Origin of the sequence: Actinomycetospora atypica (genome assembly GCF_042653685.1) — a bacterium.
GTDB classification, from domain to species: Bacteria; Actinomycetota; Actinomycetes; order Mycobacteriales; family Pseudonocardiaceae; genus Actinomycetospora; species Actinomycetospora atypica.
The window spans coordinates 84,577-101,939 of record NZ_JBHSIV010000003.1 but is presented as its reverse complement, the minus strand read 5'-3'; the positions used below and the strand labels follow the sequence as shown (position 1 = coordinate 101,939).

At 75.0% G+C, this 17,363-nt stretch carries 15 protein-coding genes and 1 tRNA gene; 7 read left to right on the top strand and 9 right to left on the bottom strand.

Features of this window, described 5'->3' with window-relative positions:
- Nucleotides 1-112 precede the first annotated feature (112 nt).
- From thrB to argS, 5 genes are all read right to left on the bottom strand, one after another.
- Nucleotides 113-1,015: a homoserine kinase gene (gene thrB / locus ACFPBZ_RS03725; RefSeq protein ID WP_378034654.1), complete on the bottom strand. Its 903-nt coding sequence runs from the start codon at nucleotides 1,013-1,015 to the stop codon at nucleotides 113-115.
- Nucleotides 1,015-2,031, bottom strand: coding sequence for a threonine synthase (gene thrC, locus ACFPBZ_RS03720; RefSeq protein ID WP_378034835.1), 1,017 nt, complete (start codon nucleotides 2,029-2,031; stop codon nucleotides 1,015-1,017). Before thrC ends, thrB begins: the two co-directional genes overlap by 1 nt.
- A gap of 65 nt (nucleotides 2,032-2,096) precedes the next feature.
- Nucleotides 2,097-3,473, bottom strand: a complete 1,377-nt coding sequence (locus tag ACFPBZ_RS03715; protein WP_378034653.1) for a homoserine dehydrogenase — start codon at nucleotides 3,471-3,473, stop codon at nucleotides 2,097-2,099.
- On the bottom strand, nucleotides 3,470-4,924 hold the full coding sequence (gene lysA / locus ACFPBZ_RS03710; protein ID WP_378034652.1) for a diaminopimelate decarboxylase: 1,455 nt from the start codon (nucleotides 4,922-4,924) through the stop codon (nucleotides 3,470-3,472). Before lysA ends, ACFPBZ_RS03715 begins: the two co-directional genes overlap by 4 nt.
- A 4-nt stretch (nucleotides 4,925-4,928) precedes the next feature.
- Nucleotides 4,929-6,581 (bottom strand): arginine--tRNA ligase, encoded by a 1,653-nt coding sequence (argS, locus tag ACFPBZ_RS03705; RefSeq protein WP_378034651.1) that lies wholly within the window; start codon nucleotides 6,579-6,581, stop codon nucleotides 4,929-4,931.
- Between the two features lie 177 nt (nucleotides 6,582-6,758).
- Here argS and ACFPBZ_RS03700 point away from each other — a divergent pair, with 177 nt between their 5' ends.
- Nucleotides 6,759-7,514 (top strand): DUF3105 domain-containing protein, encoded by a 756-nt coding sequence (locus tag ACFPBZ_RS03700; protein ID WP_378034650.1) that lies wholly within the window; start codon nucleotides 6,759-6,761, stop codon nucleotides 7,512-7,514.
- On the top strand, nucleotides 7,511-8,215 hold the full coding sequence (locus ACFPBZ_RS03695; protein ID WP_378034649.1) for a DUF305 domain-containing protein: 705 nt from the start codon (nucleotides 7,511-7,513) through the stop codon (nucleotides 8,213-8,215). The genes ACFPBZ_RS03700 and ACFPBZ_RS03695 overlap by 4 nt, the downstream gene beginning before the upstream one ends.
- On the opposite strand, the gene ACFPBZ_RS03690 is transcribed toward ACFPBZ_RS03695, so the two are convergent.
- Nucleotides 8,212-8,919, bottom strand: a complete 708-nt coding sequence (locus ACFPBZ_RS03690; RefSeq protein ID WP_378034648.1) for a spermine/spermidine synthase domain-containing protein — start codon at nucleotides 8,917-8,919, stop codon at nucleotides 8,212-8,214. The genes ACFPBZ_RS03695 and ACFPBZ_RS03690 overlap by 4 nt on opposite strands.
- A gap of 85 nt (nucleotides 8,920-9,004) precedes the next feature.
- Between ACFPBZ_RS03690 and ACFPBZ_RS03685 the strand changes: the two genes are divergently transcribed.
- The 3 genes from ACFPBZ_RS03685 to ACFPBZ_RS03675 all read left to right on the top strand — a co-directional run bounded on the left by ACFPBZ_RS03685 (nucleotide 9,005) and on the right by ACFPBZ_RS03675 (nucleotide 11,775).
- The gene (locus ACFPBZ_RS03685; RefSeq protein WP_378034647.1) at nucleotides 9,005-10,246 is read left to right on the top strand and encodes a PP2C family protein-serine/threonine phosphatase; all 1,242 of its coding nucleotides are present in this window, start codon (nucleotides 9,005-9,007) and stop codon (nucleotides 10,244-10,246) included.
- A gap of 38 nt (nucleotides 10,247-10,284) precedes the next feature.
- Nucleotides 10,285-11,658 (top strand): glycosyltransferase, encoded by a 1,374-nt coding sequence (locus tag ACFPBZ_RS03680; protein WP_378034646.1) that lies wholly within the window; start codon nucleotides 10,285-10,287, stop codon nucleotides 11,656-11,658.
- Nucleotides 11,659-11,700: 42 nt separating this feature from the next.
- A tRNA-Arg gene (locus ACFPBZ_RS03675) sits at nucleotides 11,701-11,775 on the top strand.
- Between the two features lie 21 nt (nucleotides 11,776-11,796).
- Here ACFPBZ_RS03675 and ACFPBZ_RS03670 read toward each other — a convergent pair.
- Nucleotides 11,797-12,408: a TetR/AcrR family transcriptional regulator gene (locus tag ACFPBZ_RS03670; RefSeq protein ID WP_378034645.1), complete on the bottom strand. Its 612-nt coding sequence runs from the start codon at nucleotides 12,406-12,408 to the stop codon at nucleotides 11,797-11,799.
- 362 nt (nucleotides 12,409-12,770) lie between these two features.
- On the opposite strand from ACFPBZ_RS03670, the gene ACFPBZ_RS03665 reads away from it, so the two are divergent.
- Nucleotides 12,771-13,556 carry a zinc-binding dehydrogenase gene (locus ACFPBZ_RS03665; RefSeq protein ID WP_378034644.1) on the top strand — a complete coding sequence of 262 codons (786 nt, stop codon included), beginning with the start codon at nucleotides 12,771-12,773 and terminating at the stop codon, nucleotides 13,554-13,556.
- Between the two features lie 54 nt (nucleotides 13,557-13,610).
- Nucleotides 13,611-14,069 carry a nitroreductase/quinone reductase family protein gene (locus ACFPBZ_RS03660; protein ID WP_378034643.1) on the top strand — a complete coding sequence of 153 codons (459 nt, stop codon included), beginning with the start codon at nucleotides 13,611-13,613 and terminating at the stop codon, nucleotides 14,067-14,069.
- A gap of 23 nt (nucleotides 14,070-14,092) precedes the next feature.
- On the opposite strand, the gene cydC is transcribed toward ACFPBZ_RS03660, so the two are convergent.
- On the bottom strand, nucleotides 14,093-15,718 hold the full coding sequence (gene cydC / locus ACFPBZ_RS03655; protein ID WP_378034642.1) for a thiol reductant ABC exporter subunit CydC: 1,626 nt from the start codon (nucleotides 15,716-15,718) through the stop codon (nucleotides 14,093-14,095).
- On the bottom strand, nucleotides 15,715-17,361 hold the full coding sequence (gene cydD, locus ACFPBZ_RS03650; RefSeq protein ID WP_378034641.1) for a thiol reductant ABC exporter subunit CydD: 1,647 nt from the start codon (nucleotides 17,359-17,361) through the stop codon (nucleotides 15,715-15,717). Before cydD ends, cydC begins: the two co-directional genes overlap by 4 nt.
- Between the last annotated feature and the right edge of the window lie 2 nt (nucleotides 17,362-17,363).

The following is a 17,363-nucleotide window of genomic DNA, read 5'->3' as shown; positions in this document are numbered from 1 at the left end:
CCCGGGTACGTGGCACCGGCGCGGAACACACGCTGGTCGCTGTCGGTGCCGAGAGTAGACCCACGAGGACACGCGGGCAACAACAGGGTGGTTCCGTGCGAGCCGGACCCGCTCAGACCGTGACGACGGCGCCGTCGGTGTCGATCGGGACCTGCAGTGTCTCGAAACCGCTGGTGGGGAGGTCGTCGGGCAGCGGGTCGCCCGTGGTCAGCGCCAGCACCGTGGGACCGGCCCCGGAGACCACCGCCGCGATCCCGGCCTCGCGCAGCGCGTCGACGAGCCGGCCGGTGGCGGGGTAGGCGGGCCGGCGGTAGGGCTGGTGGAGCCGGTCCTCGGTGGCGGGCAGCAGCAGGCCGGGGGCCCGGGTGAGGGCGTGCACGACGAGCGCCGCGCGCGACGCCGTGAACGCGGCGTCGCCGTGGGGCACCCGGTCGGGCAGCAGGCCGCGGGTGGCCTCGGTGGAGCTGGAGTGCTCGGAGACGAACACGACGGGGACCACGGCCGGGTCGGGCTCGAGGTGGGCGGCGCGGTAGGACCCCTCGGTGCACCACGTGACCACGAGGCCGCCGAGCAGGCACGCGGCGACGTTGTCGGCGTGGCCGTCGAAGCGGGCGGCGAGGTCGAGCACCGCGGCCTCGTCGGGGGCCTTCCCCGGGCCGAGCAGCGCGCAGGCGGCGACGATGCCCGCGACGGCCGCGGACGCCGAGGACCCGAGGCCCCGGCTGTGCGGGATCGTGTTGTCGCAGGCCAGGTGCAGGGGCGGACGGTCGACGCCGGCGAGCTCGTAGGTGGCGCACGCGGCCCGCAGCACCAGGTGGCGCTCGTCGCGCGGCACCCGGCCGGCGCCCTCGCCCTGGACGTCGACCACGCTGGGCCCGCCGTCGAGCTCGGTGAGGCGCACGTGGTCGTGCACCGCGAGCGCGAGCCCCAGCGAGTCGAACCCCGGACCGAGGTTGGCCGAGGTGGCGGGCACGCGGACCTGCGCGGTGGCCCCCGCGGCCCTCTCGGGCCGCATCACGCGAGGCCGAGGGCGTCGGCCACCGCGTCGACCCGCTCGGGCACGACGACGGGCTCCGGCACGTCGGCCAGGGCGGTGCCCGGGTCCTTCAGGCCGTGCCCGGTGACGGTGCAGACGACGAGGCTGCCCGCGGTGAGCTCCCCCGCCGCGGCCCGCGCGAGCAGGCCCGCCACGGACGCCGCGGACGCGGGCTCGACGAAGACGCCCTCGCGCGAGGCCAGCAGCCGGTAGGCGTCGAGGATCGCGTCGTCGTCGACGGCCGTGATGCGGCCCCCGGACTCGTCGCGGGCGGCGATCGCGCCGCTCCAGGAGGCCGGCGAGCCGATGCGGATGGCGGTCGCGAGGGTCTCGGGCTGGGCCACCGGGGCGCCGGAGACCAGCGGGGCCGCGCCCGCCGCCTGCACGCCGTGCATCTCCGGCGTCGTGTCGACGACGCCGTCGCGGTGGTACTCGGTGTAGCCGCGCCAGTAGGCGGTGATGTTGCCGGCGTTGCCGACCGGGAGCACGTGCAGGTCGGGCGCCCGGTCGAGCTGGTCGCAGATCTCGAACGCGCCGGTCTTCTGGCCCTCGATGCGCGCCGGGTTCACGCTGTTGACCAGCGCGATGGGGTACTCCTCGGCGGCCTTGCGGGCGAGCTCGAGGCAGGCGTCGAAGTTGCCGTCGAGCTGCAGGATGAGCGCGCCGTGCGCGGTGGCCTGCGCCAGCTTGCCCAGCGCGATCTTGCCGCGCGGGACGAGGACCGCGCAGGTCATCTCGGTGCGCGCCGAGTAGGCCGCCGCGGACGCGGAGGTGTTGCCGGTGGAGGCGCAGATGACGGCCTTCGCCCCGCTCGCGGCGGCCTCGGTCATCGCCACGGTCATGCCGCGGTCCTTGAACGAGCCCGTCGGGTTCGCGCCCTCGATCTTGAGGTGGACCTCGCACCCGGTGAGCGCCGAGAGGTGCGGCGCCGGCAGGAGCGGCGTCCCGCCCTCGCGCAGGGTGACGACGTCCCAGTCGTCCTTCACGTGCGGCATCCGGTCGCGGTAGGCGCGGATGATCCCGGGCCACTCGACGCGCGGGACGACCGACCGACCGGCAGTCACTGGACTCCTCCGAGGGCGCTCACGGGGCGGCCGAGGTCCTCGACGCGCAGGATGCTGGCGACACCGCGGACGGCCTCGAGTCCCGTGAGGGCCTCCACGGTGGCCCGCAGGGCCGCGTCGGAGGCCTCGTGGGTCACGACGACCAGTGTGGCGTCCGTGCCCGTCGCGGCGCCGTGACCCTCGTCATCCCCGCCGTCGGCCCGACCCGAGGTCCGACCGCCCTCCTGCTTCACCGTCGCGATCGAGACGTCGTGCTCGGCGAACACCGTGGCCACGGCAGCGAGCACGCCCGCGCGGTCGTGGACGTCGACGTTGACGTGGTAGCGGGTGCGGACGTCGCCCATAGGCTGGATCGGCAGGTGGGCGTAGGCCGAGTCGCGTGGGCCGCGGCCGCCGATGACCTTGTTGCGGGCCGCGGCGACGAGGTCGCCGAGCACCGCGCTCGCCGTCTGGGGCCCGCCCGCGCCCTGGCCGTAGAACATCAGCGGCCCGGCGGCGTCGGCCTCGACGAACACGGCGTTGAACGCGCCCGACACCGACGCCAGGGGGTGGGCCTTCGGGATCATCGCCGGGTAGACCCGGGCCGACACCGAGGAGCCCGAGGGCGACTCGACCTGCTCGCAGATCGCCAGCAGCTTCACGCTGCAGCCCAGCGCCCGCGCCGAGGCGATGTCGGTGGCCGTGACGTCGCGGATGCCCTCGCGGTAGACGTCGGCGGCGGTCACCCGGGTGTGGAAGGCGAGGCTCGCGAGGATCGCGGCCTTGGAGGCGGCGTCGTAGCCGTCGACGTCGGCCGTGGGGTCGGCCTCGGCGTAGCCCAGCCGGCCGGCCTCCTCGAGCGCGTCGGCGTAGCCCGCGCCGGTGGACTCCATCGCCGAGAGGATGAAGTTGGTGGTGCCGTTGACGATGCCCGCGACCCGGCGGATGCGGTCGCCGGCCAGGGACTGCTGGATGGGCCGCAGCAGCGGGATCGCGCCCGCGACGGAGGCCTCGTAGTAGAGGTCGGCGCCCGACTCGCGCGCCGCGTTCGCCAGCGCCTCGCCCTCCTCGGCCAGCAGCGCCTTGTTCGCGCTCACCACCGAGCGGCCGTTCTTCAGCGCGTCGAGCAGCAGCTCACGCGCCGGGTCGATGCCGCCCATGAGCTCGACGACGACGTCGACGTCGGGCCGTGCCACCAGCGCGGACGCGTCGGTGGTCAGCAGCTCGGCGGGGACCTCGGGGTGGCGCTGCGGGCGGCGGACGGCGATGCCGGCCAGCTCCAGCGGGGCGCCGACGCGGGCGGCGAGCTCGTCGGCCTGGTCGGAGAGCAGGCGCACCACCTGGGAGCCGACCACCCCGCAGCCGAGCAGGGCCACTCTGATCGGGCTGCTCACAGCACCTCCAGGCGCGCCAGGTCGTCGAGGGTCTCGCGGCGCAGCATCGTGCGGTCGACGCCGTCGCGCACGGCGACCACCGCGGGTCGGGGGACCTTGTTGTACGCGCTGGCCATCGCGTAGCAGTAGGCGCCCGTGGCGCCGACCGCCAGCAGGTCGCCCGGGGCGAGGTCGGCCGGCAGCCAGCAGTCGCGGACCACCACGTCGCCCGACTCGCAGTGCTTGCCGACCACGCGGCACAGGGTGGGGCGGTCGCCGCCCGGGTCGGTGGCGCCCGGCGACCCCTCCGCGGAGCGGGACACGAGCCGGCAGTCGTAGGCCGCGTCGTAGAGCGCCGTGCGGATGTTGTCGCTCATCCCGCCGTCGACGCTGACGTAGCGGCGCCGCGCTCCCCCGCCGAGCTCGACGTCCTTGATCGTGCCCACGGTGTAGAGCGTGACCGTGCCGGGCCCGGCGATGGCCCGCCCGGGCTCGACGGCGATCCGCGGCACCGGGATGCCGGCCCGCTCGCACTCGCGGCGCACGATCGCGTGCAGCTCCCCGGCGAGCCAGGAGGCCGAGCGGGGCTGGTCGGCGGCGGTGTAGGCGATGCCCATCCCGCCGCCGAGGTCGATCAGGCCGCTCGCGGTCTCGGCGAGGTCGCCGTGCTCGGCGCGCACCTCGGCGAGCAGGCCCACCACCCGGCGCGCGGCCAGCTCGAAGCCGCCGGAGTCGAAGATCTGGGAGCCGATGTGGGAGTGCAGGCCGACCAGGCGCAGCCCGCGCGACTTCAGCACCCGCCGGACGGCCTCGGCCGCGTCGCCGCCCGCGAGGGAGAACCCGAACTTCTGGTCCTCGTGCGCCGTGGCGATGAACTCGTGGGTGTGCGCCTCGACCCCCACGGTCACGCGGACCATCACGTCGGCGGTGACGTCCCGACGACGCGCGAGGTCGTCCAGGCGCGCGATCTCGGCGAACGAGTCGACCACGATCTTGCCGACGCCCGCGTCGAGGGCCGCCGACAGCTCGGCGACCGACTTGTTGTTGCCGTGCATCGCGATGCGCCCGCCCGGGAAGCCGGCGCGCACGGCGGTGGCGAGCTCGCCCTCGCTGCACACGTCGAGCCCGAGGCCCTCGTCGGCGACCCAGCGGGCCACCTCGGTGCACAGGAACGCCTTCGAGGCGTAGTGGACGAGCGCGGGGTCGCCGAAGGCCTCGGCGTGGTCGCGGCAGCGGGACCGGAAGTCGGCCTCGTCGACGACGAACAGGGGCGTGCCGTGCCGTTCGGCGAGCTCGCGGACGTCGATCCCGGCGAGCCGGACGACGCCGTCGTCGTGCCGGGCGGCGTGGCGGGGCCACACGGCGGCGGGCAGCGCGTCGAGCTCGGTGCTGCCGACGGGGACGGGCCCGGCCGCCTCGTGGGCGGGCAGGACGTCGGAGTGCCGGGGCCCGGCGGGGTGGGCGCGGGTCATGGGTCTACATCCGTTCCGGGGCGGAGACACCGAGCAGGCCGAGGCCCGAGGCGAGGACCGTGCGGGTGGCGTCGCAGAGGGCGAGGCGCGCCGTGTGGAGGGGACCCGGGGCCTCGTCGCCCTGGGGCAGCACCCGGCAGGTGTCGTAGAAGCGGTGGTAGGTGCCGGCGAGGTCCTCGAGGTACCGGGCGACGCGGTGCGGCTCGCGCAGCTGCGCCGCCGAGGTGAGCACCCGCGGGTACTCGCCGAGCGTGCGGATCAGGTCGCCCTCGCGGGGCTCGGTGAGCAGCGCGAGATCGGGGTCGGCGGCGGAGACCCCCAGGTCGGCGCCGTTGCGGGCCAGCGCCGAGAGCCGGGCGTGGGCGTACTGCACGTAGAACACGGGGTTCTCGTTGGTGCGCCGGCTGATCAGGTCGAGGTCGATGTCGAGCACCTGGTCGACGCTCGAGCGGGTCAGCGTGTAGCGCGCGGCGTCGACGCCCACGGCGTCGACGAGGTCCTCGAGCGTGATGATCGTGCCCGCGCGCTTGGACATCTTCACGGGCTCGCCGTCGCGGATCAGGTTGACCAGCTGGCCGATGAGCACCTCGACCGTGTCGGGCGAGTCGCCGAACGCGGCCGCGACCGCCTTGAGCCGGTGGATGTAGCCGTGGTGGTCGGCGCCGAGCATGTAGATCGCGAGGTCGGCGCCCCGGGACCGCTTGTCGCGGTAGTAGGCGATGTCGCCCGCGATGTAGGCGGGGCGCCCGTCGGACTTGATGACGACGCGGTCCTTGTCGTCGCCGTGGTCGGTGGAGCGCAGCCACCAGGCGCCCTCGGCGAAGTACAGCGCGTCGTCGTCCTTGAGCTTCTGCACCGACGACTCGACCGCGCCCGAGCTGTGCAGGGCCTGCTCGGAGGACCAGACGTCGAAGTGCGTGCCGAACGACTCGAGCGAGCTCCGCATCTCGTCGAGCATCACCTCGACGCCGATCCGCTTGAACGCGGCGAGCTTCTCGGCCTCCGGCTGCTCGAGCAGGCCGGGCTCCGTCCCGACGACCTTCGCGGCCACCTCCGCCACGTACGCGCCGCCGTAGCCGTTCTCGGGGACCGGGCGGCCCTCGGCGGCGGCGATCAGCGACTCGGCGAACCGGTCGATCTGCGCGCCGGCGTCGTTGACGTAGTACTCCCGCGTCACCGCCGCGCCCTGCGCCTCGAGCACGCGCCCGAGCGCGTCGCCCACCGCGGCCCACCGCGTGCCCCCGAGGTGGATCGGGCCCGTGGGGTTCGCGGAGACGAACTCGAGGTTCACGGCGAGCCCGGTGAAGGCGTCGGTGTGCCCGTAGGCGGCGCCCTTCTCCAGGATCTCGCTGACGATCCCGGCCTGGGCGTCGGCGGCGAGGCGCAGGTTGAGGAATCCGGGACCCGCGACCTCGGCGGTGCGGATGCTCGGCGTGGTCTCCAGCGCCGTCGCCAGCCAGCCCGCGAGGTCGGCCGGCTTCACGCCCGCCTTCTTGGCGCTGCGCATCGCGAGGTTGGTGGCGTAGTCGCCGTGCTCGGGGTTGCGGGGCCGCTCGACCGTGACCTCGTCGGGCAGCGACGACGTGTCGAGCCCGCGCTCGGTGAGCACGTCGACGGCGACGGCGTGCAGCAGGTCGGCGAGCGCAGCGGGGGTCACGTCATCCGAGTCTAGGGAGCACCACCGACACCCGGGACGAGGTGGTTCGCGATCACCCCGGGTAGGCGGACCTCACACACAGCTCATCCCTAGAATCGGGCCATGGCGAGTGGACGCTCCACCGGGACATCCCAGCGTGGCAAGGGCGCCCGTCCTCCGCAACGGGGCAAGAACCCCGTGGCCGGTGCACGGAAGCGGACCACCTCGGCGGGCCGGGCGGCCCCGAAGAACCGTCAGGTGCCCTGGCTGCTGATCGGGTCGCTCGTCGTGATCCTCGCCCTGGTCGGCGGGATCGGCTTCTTCCTGTTCGACCGGTCGTCCCAGATCAGCCCGTGGCGTCCCAGCGAGGACAACCGCGATCCGTCGCTCGCGATCCCGGGGATCGTCACCGCGGCCTACGAGGGCCAGCACCACGTGCTCCCCGAGCAGCGGGTGGCCTACGACCGGCTGCCCCCGTTCGGCGGGCCGCACGACGGCTACTGGGCGGCGTGCAACGGGCAGGTCTACCCGCAGCCGGTCCGCAACGAGAACATGGTGCACGCGCTCGAGCACGGGGCCGTCTGGATCGCCTACGACCCGGCCCGCGTCTCCGGGGCCGCGCTCGACACCCTGACCGCCAAGGTCAGCGGCCAGAACCAGATGATGATCTCGCCGTACCCGGGGCTCGACCAGCCGATCTCGCTGCAGTCGTGGGGCCACCAGCTCAAGCTGACCGACCCCACCGACCCGCGGCTCGACCAGTTCGTCACCTCGCTCAAGGGCAACCCCTTCGGCGTCTTCCCCGAGGTCGGCGCCAGCTGCGACGCCCTCGGCGCGGGCGCCTTCGACCCGGCCGACCCGCCGCGGTTCGACCCGCCGCCCTACCCCCCGAACGCGCTGCCGATGGACTACCAGGGGACGTCGGGCGCCGGCGCCACGGGCGGTGCCGGGTGACCGCGTCGTCGGTGACCTCCCCGCCCGAGCCCCCGGACGTCGAGGACGACCACGACGACGGGGGCGGCGGCTGGTGGTCGGCCTCCCACGGCTGGGCGAAGGTCGTCGTCGCCGCGGTGGCCGTGCTGATCCTGCTGCTGGTCGGCGGTCTCGCCGGCGCGCTCGTCGGGCAGCGCACGGCCCCGTCGTACGGGCCGCCGGCCGGCGCGATCGACGTCGGGTTCCTGCAGGACATGAGCGTGCACCACCGCCAGGCGATCCAGATGGCGGTGTGGGAGCGGTCGAACACCACCGACCCGGCGCTGCGCCAGCTCGCGTTCGACATCGAGTCCTCGCAGACCCAGCAGCTCGGGATGATGCAGGGCTGGCTGCAGCTCTGGCAGCAGCCCACCGAGACGGCTCCCGGGCAGTTCATGGGCTGGATGGGGATGCCCATGACGACGATGCCGGGGATGGCCTCCGAGGCCGATCTCCAGCGGTTCCGGGCCTCGTCGGGCCAGGCCCTCGACGTCGCCTTCCTGCAGCTCATGCTCCGCCACCACCAGGGCGGGGTGTCGATGATGCAGACCGAGGCCGCGCAGGGGCAGGTCCCCGTGGTGACGGCCCTGGCCCGCTCGATGACGACGTCCCAGACGGCCGAGGTGACGACGATGACCCAGCTGCTCGCCGCCCGCGGCGCGGCCCCCCTCCCGGCGACCTAGCCCGGCGTCGTCGCGACGTAGACCGTGTTGGTCGCCTCGCGGCCCTGCAGCGGGTTGGGGAAGCGGACGACCTCGGCCACGGCGGTGGCGAATACCTCCGCCAGGACCGCGGTGTACGCCTCGTCGGGCGGGTCGTTCGACCACAGCGCGAACACCCCGCCCGGGCTCAGGTGCGCGGCGAGCCGAGCCGTCCCGGACGGGGTGTAGAAGTCGGCGTGGCCGGGCGCGAGGACGTGCCGCGGCGAGTGGTCGATGTCGACGACGAAGGCGTCGAAGCGGCGGCCGCCGAACGGGTCGTCGGCCCGGAGCATCGCGAAGAGGTCGCCGTGGTGCAGCGTGCACCGCCCGTCGGAGGACTCCGAGGTCGAGGCCGGCACGAGGCCCCGCCGGTGCCAGTCGATCACCTCGGCGAGCGCCTCGACCACGGTGAGGCGGCCCACGCGCGGGTCCTCGAGGACCGTCCGCGCCGTGTAGCCGAGCCCGAGCCCGCCCACGAGCACGTCGAGGTCGGTGCCCGACACCTCCCGCAGCGCGAGGCGGGCCATCTCCACCTCGGCGACGGTGAACATGCTCGACATCAGGAACTCGTCGCCGAGCTTCACCTCGTAGACGTCCACGTCGGACGACGGGGTCCGCCGGCGGCGCAGCACGAGCTCCCCCATGGCCGTCGGTCGCCAGTCGAGCTCCTCGAACCGTGCGCTCACCGGGACGCCGCCATCACGCGACCGTAGTACCGCCCTGCGGCTCGCCGTGACCGGCCGTGAGCGGGCGATCTCTATGCTCACCCCCATGCCGGACACGGACCTGCGGGCCTCGGAGCTGTCGGCGCTGCTCGAGCGGGTCGAGGCGGTCTCGCCGGTCGACGCGATCGACGTGGCCGCCGACGAGCTCGCCGCGAGGCTGGGGGCGCGCGACGTCGACCTCCTCATCGCCGACTACAGCGGGCGCGGCCTCGTCCGGCTCGGACGCACGCGGAACGGGACGGGTGGGCGGACGCAGGGCACCGAGACCGCCGAGTCGGTGTCGGTGGCGGGCACCCTGTACGAGGAGGTGCTGCGCCGCCAGCAGGTGGCGGTGCACGAGCTCGACGACGGCGGGACCCGGGTGACCGCGCCCGTCACCGTCCGCGGCGACGTCATCGGCGCCATGGACCTCGTCCTGACCGCGCCCCCGACCCCCGAGCAGATCGACGACATCGCAGCCGTCGGACACCTGCTCGGCCACGTCGTCGTCGTGAACCGGCGCTACACCGACCTCTTCGAGTGGGGCCAGCGCACCACGGCGCTGTCGCTCTCCGCCGAGATCCAGCGGCGGCTCCTGCCGCCCGCGTTCACCTGCGAGGCGGGGCAGTTCACCTTCGCCGGCTGGCTCGAGCCCGCCAGCACGGTCGGCGGCGACACCTTCGACTACGCGCTCGACCGCGGCACCCTGCACCTGTCGATCACCGACGCCACCGGCCACGACGTCGAGGCGGCGATGCTGGCCACGGTCCTCGTCGGCGCCCTGCGCAACGCGCGGCGGCGCGGGCAGGACCTGCACTCGCAGGTCGTCACCGCGAACGACCAGCTCGCCGAGTACTCGTCGGCCGGCGCGTTCGTCACGGGGCAGGTCGTCCGGATCGACCTCGACCACCGGACCGCGGAGATCGTCAACGCGGGTCACCCCAACCCGCTGCGCCTGCGCGACGGCCGGGTCGAGGAGATCGAGCTCGGGATCGACCGGCCCTTCGGCCTCGAGCCCGGCCGGACGTTCGAGGTGCAGCCGCTCGCGCTCGAGCCCGGCGACCGCATCGTGTTCGTCACCGACGGCATGCTCGAGCGCCACGCGGCCGAGCTGGACGTTCACCGGACGCTCCGGGACACCGCGCACCTGCACCCCCGCGAGGTCGTGCACGCGCTCGGCGCGGCCGTCCTGCGGGTGTGCGGCGGCAACCTCCGCGACGACGCCACCGTGTTCTGCGTGGACTGGTACGGCGGCTCGTCGGGACGGGTGACCCAGCACGGCGCCAGCCGGGAGCGCGCGTCGACGTAGCGGGGGTCGCCCGAGGTCGGCGGCCCTAGGATCACGCCATGGGCGACCGGTTGATCTTCCAGCTCGGCACCAACAACTGGCAGCGGAACGGGGAGTTCGCCCCCGGCTCGGGGATCCTCCACGAGGCCCACCACCGCGCGTACAACGACCTCGAGGGCGTGCGCTGCTACTCGATGTTCCCGTCGCGGACCCAGCGGTTCCGCTCCGACGACGTGCGGGTGTTCGAGCTCGACCACGACATCCCCATCTGCGAGTCGATCTCCCCCGTCTCGAGCTACCGCTGGCACGCCATGGACCCCGACGAGGTCGACGCCTACCGCGCCCGGCTCACCCGCGAGGTCACGGCGTTCATCGACGAGGTCGAGGAGTCGACCGGCGACACCTTCACCCTCGCGATCGCCCACCACGCCTTCATGAACACCGTGGTGATGCGCGACGTCATCCGGGCGCGCGTCGACCGGGGCCTGCCGCGCATGCCGCTGCTCGCGTTCGCCCACGGCACCGAGCTCAAGATGTTCGCGCGCGAGCAGGCCGGCGACGACCAGGACGAGTTCCCCTACCGCTTCCTGCCGTTCATGCAGGAAGAGAAGATCTTCGACTACGCCGACCCCGACCACGGCGTCGACGTCGTCGCCTCCATCTCCAGCGAGCAGATCGACGCCCTCGAGGCGGTCTTCCCCGAGTTCCCGCGCGACCGCGTCGTGCTCTCGCACAACGGCTACAACGACCGCGTCTTCCAGGAGGCCCCCGAGCTGTACGCGGACCGCGAGTCGGTCCTGCGGGGCTTCACGACGATGCCGCCCGACGGCGAGGGCGTGCCCGTGACCCCGGAGGGAGGGATCGACGCGGTCGTCGCCTTCTGCGGCAAGTTCGCCGACTGGAAGCGCCTCGACACCCTGCTCCGCGCGGCCGCGGTGTACGAGAAGGAGGACCGCCGCATCGTCACGCTCGTCGCCGGGTCGGGGCCGCTCGAGCAGCAGCGCGCGATGCACGCCCTCGCCGCCGAACTCGACCTCGAGCGCACCTACTTCCTCGGCCCGCGCCAGCAGGAGGAGCTCGCGACGATCTTCGCGGTCGCCGACGTCGGCGTCTTCCCGTCCTACCGCGAGCCGTTCGGCCTGGTGTTCCTCGAGTGCATGGCCTGCGGCACCCCCGTGATCGGCGCCGACTCGGGCGGCCCGCGCGACTTCGTCACCGACGAGGTCGGCGTGCTCGTGCCCGAGACCGACGACCACGCCGCGCTCGCCGACTCGCTCGTCGCCGCGATCGACCGGGCGCTCGACGAGGGCTGGAAGCAGGCGAGGGGCCCGGGGGCGGCCGCCTACGCGCGGGAGAGGTTCAGCGTCGTCCGGCAGGTCTCAGACCTGCTCAGGGAGGTCGACCGGCTGACCGGCGGCGATCACCCCTCCTGACGATCCCGGTGGCGGGCATGGGCTAGGCTCGTCCCCGGTACCGCCCCCGTAGCTCAGGGGATAGAGCACCGCCCTCCGGAGGCGGTGGCGCAGGTTCGAATCCTGCCGGGGGCACCATCCACCGGCCCGGGCACGCGGTCACACGGCCCCGAGCCGTCTCCGGTTCGCCTCCAGGACCTCGTCCGACAGCTCCGGCGCGGTGTCGGCGATGGCGCGGGAGAGCAGCAGCGCTCCGACCATCTGGCTGAACAGCGCCACGGCACGCTCCCGTGCCTCGGCCGGGGCGAGCTCGGTGCCCGACTCGCGGCCGCAGTCGACCAGCATCTCGGCGATGGCGTCGAAGTAGCCGTCGAGTCCCCGGCGGTACTCGGCCTGGGCGGCGACCCCGTGGCGGCCGGCGTCGGCGACGAGGGCCGCCGAAGGGCACCCGGCCTCGGGGTGGTCGCGGTGCCCGGCGTCGACGTACTGGTCGACCATCGCGTGCAGGGCGGCGCGCGCCGAGCCGGGGTGCGCCCCGCGGATGGCGTCGAGCGTCGCCAGCGAGTCGGTGAAGCCCTGGTGGAGGACCTCGAGGGCGAGGGCGTCCTTCGAGGCGAAGTGGTTGTAGAAGCCGCCGTGGGTCATGCCGGCCGCCTTCATCAGCGCCTCGATGCCGACGCCGTCGATGCCGCGCTGCCGGAAGCCCTCGCCCGCCGCGGTGACGATCTTCTCGCGGTTGAGCCGCTTCTGTTCCTGCGTGATGCGAGGCACGTCGCCCACCCTCCCGGCCGGAGACCCGTCCTGACGCGAACTCTAGCCGTTTTCGATGACGCTCACCATCAAAAGGTCCGCCACACCCTTGACAGCTCCCGGAGCGCGGGCTTGTGATGTCACCCGTCATCATTACTGCAGCCGAGGGGCAGGCCCGTCGTGAGAGCACTCGCCTACGAGGAGGCGCACACGCTCGACGCCTTCGCCGTCGACCTGGTCGAGGTCGCCGAACCGCAGCTCCGTGACGGTGACCTGCTGGTCGAGGTCCGCGCGGTCGGCATCACCCGGGCGAGGCCGCGATCCGGAGGACCCGCAGCGCCGAGCCCGGCGGCCGGGTCGTCCTCGGCTGGGAGTTCGCCGGCGTGGTCCTCGCGACCGGCTCCGCGTCCGCCGGGTTCGCGATCGGCGACCGGGTGATGGGTACCGGGGACGTCACGCGGGACGGGAGCTGGGCCGAGCGCGTCGCGGTCGACCACCGGGTCGTCGCCACGATCCCCGACGGGCTCACGTTCGCCGACGCCGCGTCCCTGCCCATCGGCGTCCTCACCGCCTGGGAGGCGGTCTTCCGCGACCAGGACACCCTGCCGGCCGGCGTCGGACGCGTCCTCGTCGTCGGCGCGGCCGGCGGGGTGGGTTCGATGGCCACACAGCTGCTGAAGCGGACGTCCGCCTTCGTGGTCGGCACCGCCTCGCGGCCCGAGTCGCGGGAGTGGGCCACGGCGATGGGGGCCGACCTGGTCGTCGACCACCACGCCGACCTGGCCCCGCAGCTGCGCGCGGCCGGGATCGACGCCGTCGACCTCGTGTTCTCCACCTCGGGCACCGGCGGCAACCTGGCGTCGATCGTCGAGGTGCTGCGACCCTTCGGTCACCTGGCCTTCATCGACGACCCCGGGCCGATGGCCCTGGGCGCGATCGTCGGGAAGTCGCTGTCGCTGCACGCCGAGATGGTCTTCAGCCGGATCCTCGCCGGCGACGCCGGCAGCCAGGGCCGGATCCTCGCCCGGGCGGCGGACGACGTGGCCGCCGGCCGCCTGCGGCCGATCGTGACGACCACCCTCGAGGGCCTGACCGCCGCGACCATGCGGACCGCGCACACGCTCGTCGAGTCCGGCCGGAGCGTCGGCAAGACGGTCATCGCCCTCTGAGATCGGCTCGACCCCTCGACACCGACACCCCCCTGCTGGAAGGAAGCGAACGACATGACCGGCACCCTGCTCGACGGCGAGTACGTCCCCAGCTCCGATCCGACGACCCGCGACCAGGTCGAGCTCTACGAACGCACCGACGGCCGCGAGGGCGCCACGATGCAGGGCGAACCCGTGGTCGTGGTGACGATGCGCGGGGCGCGCTCGGGCAAGCTCCGCAAGGTCGCCCTGATGCGCATCGAGCGCGACGGGGTCTACGCGATCGGTGCCGCCGCCGGTGGCCAGGCCCGCCAGCCGGGCTGGTTCCACAACCTGACGACGAACCCGACGGTGCAGCTGCAGGACGGCGCCGACCGATCGCTCCGGACCGCCCGCGTCGCCGAGGGCGACGAGCGGGAGAGCTGGCTCGCCTACGCCGACGAGCTCTACCCGTTCTTCGCGGGTCTGCGCGAGCAGGCCTCCGCGGCCGGCCGCGAGGTCCCGCTGTTCCTGCTCGAGCCCGCCGGGGCCTGACCACGCCCGGCTCGCCCGCCCGCTCAGGCCGTGAGGGAGACCGTCCGCCACCGCCCGTCGAGCGCGTCGGGACGATGGGTGACCAGCAGCACGCCGCGGTCCAGGCCGGCGAGGTGGTCGAGGAGGCGGGCCGCGAGCGGCCCGTCGAGGTGCGCGGTCGGTTCGTCGAGCAGTAGCACGGGCGCCGGGGCGAGGAGGGCGCGGGCGAGGCCGACCCGGGCGCGCTCGCCGGCCGACAGCCGGGAGCCGCCCTCGCCGACCCACCCGTCGAGCCCGGGGGCGTCGAGGAGGGCGTCGAGCCCGACGGTGTGCAGCACCTCGACCAGCTCGGCGTCGGTGGCGTCGGGGCGGCCCAGGCGCAGGTTCGCCGCGAGGCTGCTCCCGAGCAGCGTGGGTGCCTGCGGCACCCACGCCGACGCCGCCCGCACCTCGGCGAGGGAGAGCTCGCGCAGGTCGACCCCGCCGAGGGTGACGGTCCCGACGTCGGGGTCGCGGGCACGCAGGGCCAGGGCGAGCACGCTGCTCTTGCCGACGCCGCTCGGTCCCGTCAGGGCGACCTTCTCCCCGGCGCCGACGTCGAGGTCGAGCCCGCCGAGCGCGGCCGTGCCCGCGCCGAGGTAGGTGAGGGTGACCGCGCGGAACCGGAGGGCGGGGTCGTCCGGTCGGGAACGCGGGGACGGCGGGTCGGTGACGGCAGGACGCCGCGCCCCGAGCTCGGCGACCCGGCCCGCGGCGGCGCGGACGCCGTCGGCCGCGGCGTATGCCGCGCCCAGCCCGCCGACGGCCTCGAACGCGCCCAGCACCCCCAGGGCGGCCGCGGCGAGCAGGAGCGGGGCGGTGGTACCCGCCGCGACATCCCGGCCAACCAGCCAGAGCGCCGCCAGCAGACCGAGCGCGGGGACGCCCTCGCGCAGTGCCGTCGTCACCGCGGTGAGCCGGGCCTCGGAGCGCTCGGCGCGGGCCTGGTCGTCGAGGCTCGCGTCGAGGAGGCGCAGGGCGGTGGCGCCGCCGTCGCCGGTGGCGTGGTCGGCGAGCCCGCGGACGAGGTCGAGCACGTCGGCGCCGTGCGAGGCGTCGGCGGCGGCCGCGGCGGTCGCGCCGCTCCGGCCGGCGCGGCGGGCGGCGACGGGAACGACGACCCCGAGCACGACGAGCAGCACGCCCAGCACCCCGGCGAGCGGCGGCGAGACCAGCGCGGTGAGCGCCACGGCGACGGTGCCCGCCAGCCCGGCGACGACGGCGGGCGCGACGAGGCGGACGACCACGCCCTGCAGCTCGTCGACGTCCGCGCGGACCCGGGCGAGCAGGTCCCCGCCCCGGGCCCCGGTGAGCGCGGCCGGGGCGAGCGGGACGAGCGTGGCGAGCAGCCCGGCGCGCAGCCGCCCGACGAGGCGCAACGTGAGGTCGTGGGTCACCAGGCGCTCGGCGTAGCGCAGCACGGGCCGGGCGACCCCGAACAGTCGTACGGCGGTGATGAGGGGCAGCAGCACGAGGAGCGTCTCCGGGCGCTGCGCGGCCCCGGTGATCAGCGCGCCGGAGACGGCGAGCAGCGCGGCCCCGCAGAGGATCACCAGCGCCCCGAGCACCACGCCCAGCGCGGCCCGCCCGCGCGGCACCAGGCGCAGGACACCGAGCAGCGGCGCGGTCACGCCGCCACCCGGTCGGGCGCCGCGATCTCCACGACCCGGTCGTGCAGGGCGAGCGGCGCCTCGCGGTGGGTGACGGTGAGCAGGGTGCGGCCGCGGGCGAGCTCGTCGACGGCGCCGAGCACCTCGACCTCGCCGGCCGCGTCGAGCTGGGACGTCGGCTCGTCGAGCACCACCAGGGCCGCGTCCTTGACGAACGCGCGGGCCAGCGCGAGCCGCAGGCGCTCCCCGCCCGACAGGCGGGCCGCGTCCTCGCCGAGCGGGGTGTCGACGCCCCGCGGCAGCCCCACGACGAAGGCCCACGCGTTCGCACGGCGCAGCGCGGTCGCGACCTCCTCGTCGGTCGCATCGGGCCGGCCGAGCCGCACGTTCTCGGCCACCGTGCCCGGGAGCAGCCAGGGGCGCTCGGGCACGTGCGCGACACGGGCGCGCCACGCCTCCCGGTCGAGCTCGGTCAGCGGCACCCCGCCGACGAGCACGGCGCCCGCGTCCGGGTCGCCGAACCCGAGCAGCAGCCGGACGGCGCTGGTCTTGCCCGCCCCGCTCGGCCCCACCAGCGCGGTGCGCGAGCCCGGCGGGAGGTCCAGGTCGAGCCCGTCGAGGACGGTGCGCCCCTCGCGGCGCAGCACCACGCCGGCGAGGCGCACCGCCGGCACCCCGGGGGGCACCGGCCGTCCGCCGGGGGCGGGTCCGGCCTCGTCGAGCAGCGCGAACAGCCGCTCCGCGGCCGGGCGGCCCTCGAGGCTCGCGTGGTGGTCGGCCCCGAGGGCGCGCAGCGGCGCGAAGAACTCCGGGGTCAGCAGCAGCACCAGCAGCGCCGTCGCGAACGGCACCTGCCCCTCGAACAGCCGGACCCCGACGGTCACCGCGACGAGCGCCGTGCACAGGGTCGCGCCGAACTCCAGCACGAACCCGGAGAGGAACGCCGTGCGCAGGACGCGCATCGTCGCGGCGCGGTAGCCCTCGCTGATCCCGGCCAGCCAGCGGACGCTGCCGCGAGCCCGTCCGGTGGACACGAGCACCGGCAGCACCCGCAGGGTGTCGACCAGCAGCGCGCCCAGCCGGCCGAGGGTCTCCCACTGCTCCCGCGAGGACTGCGCCGCCCGCGTGCCGACCAGCCACAGGAAGACCAGGACGAGCAACCCGCCGAGCAGGAGCAGAGCGCCGGCGGCCGGGTCGAGCACGAGCACGGCCGCCGCCACCAGGGGTGGCACGACCGCCGCCGTCGCCGCCCCGGGCACGAACCGGGCGACGACGCCGTCAAGCCGGGTGACGCCCTCCCCGGCGGTGGTGGCCAGCTCCCCGGCGCGCTCACCGTCGACGCCCTCGGGGCCCCGCCGCAGCAGCGCCACCGCCAGGTCGCGGCGGGCGTCGCGCCGCACGCGGGAGGACGTGCGGGCCGCCAGCAGGTCGCGCAGCCCCACCACGGCGGCCCGGGCGGCCCACGCGGCCAGCGCCCCGGCGAGCAGGCCGATAGACGGGCCTGGGGTCGTCCGGCCCTCGACGATCCCGACGACCACGGCGGCGACCAGCGACCACTGCACGAGCAGCAGCCCCCACACCAGCACGGCGAGCACCGCAGTGGCGACGGCGAGGCGGCGGACCGGGGGCAGGCGCAGGAGGCGGGCGGTGGGCCCGGGGGCCACGG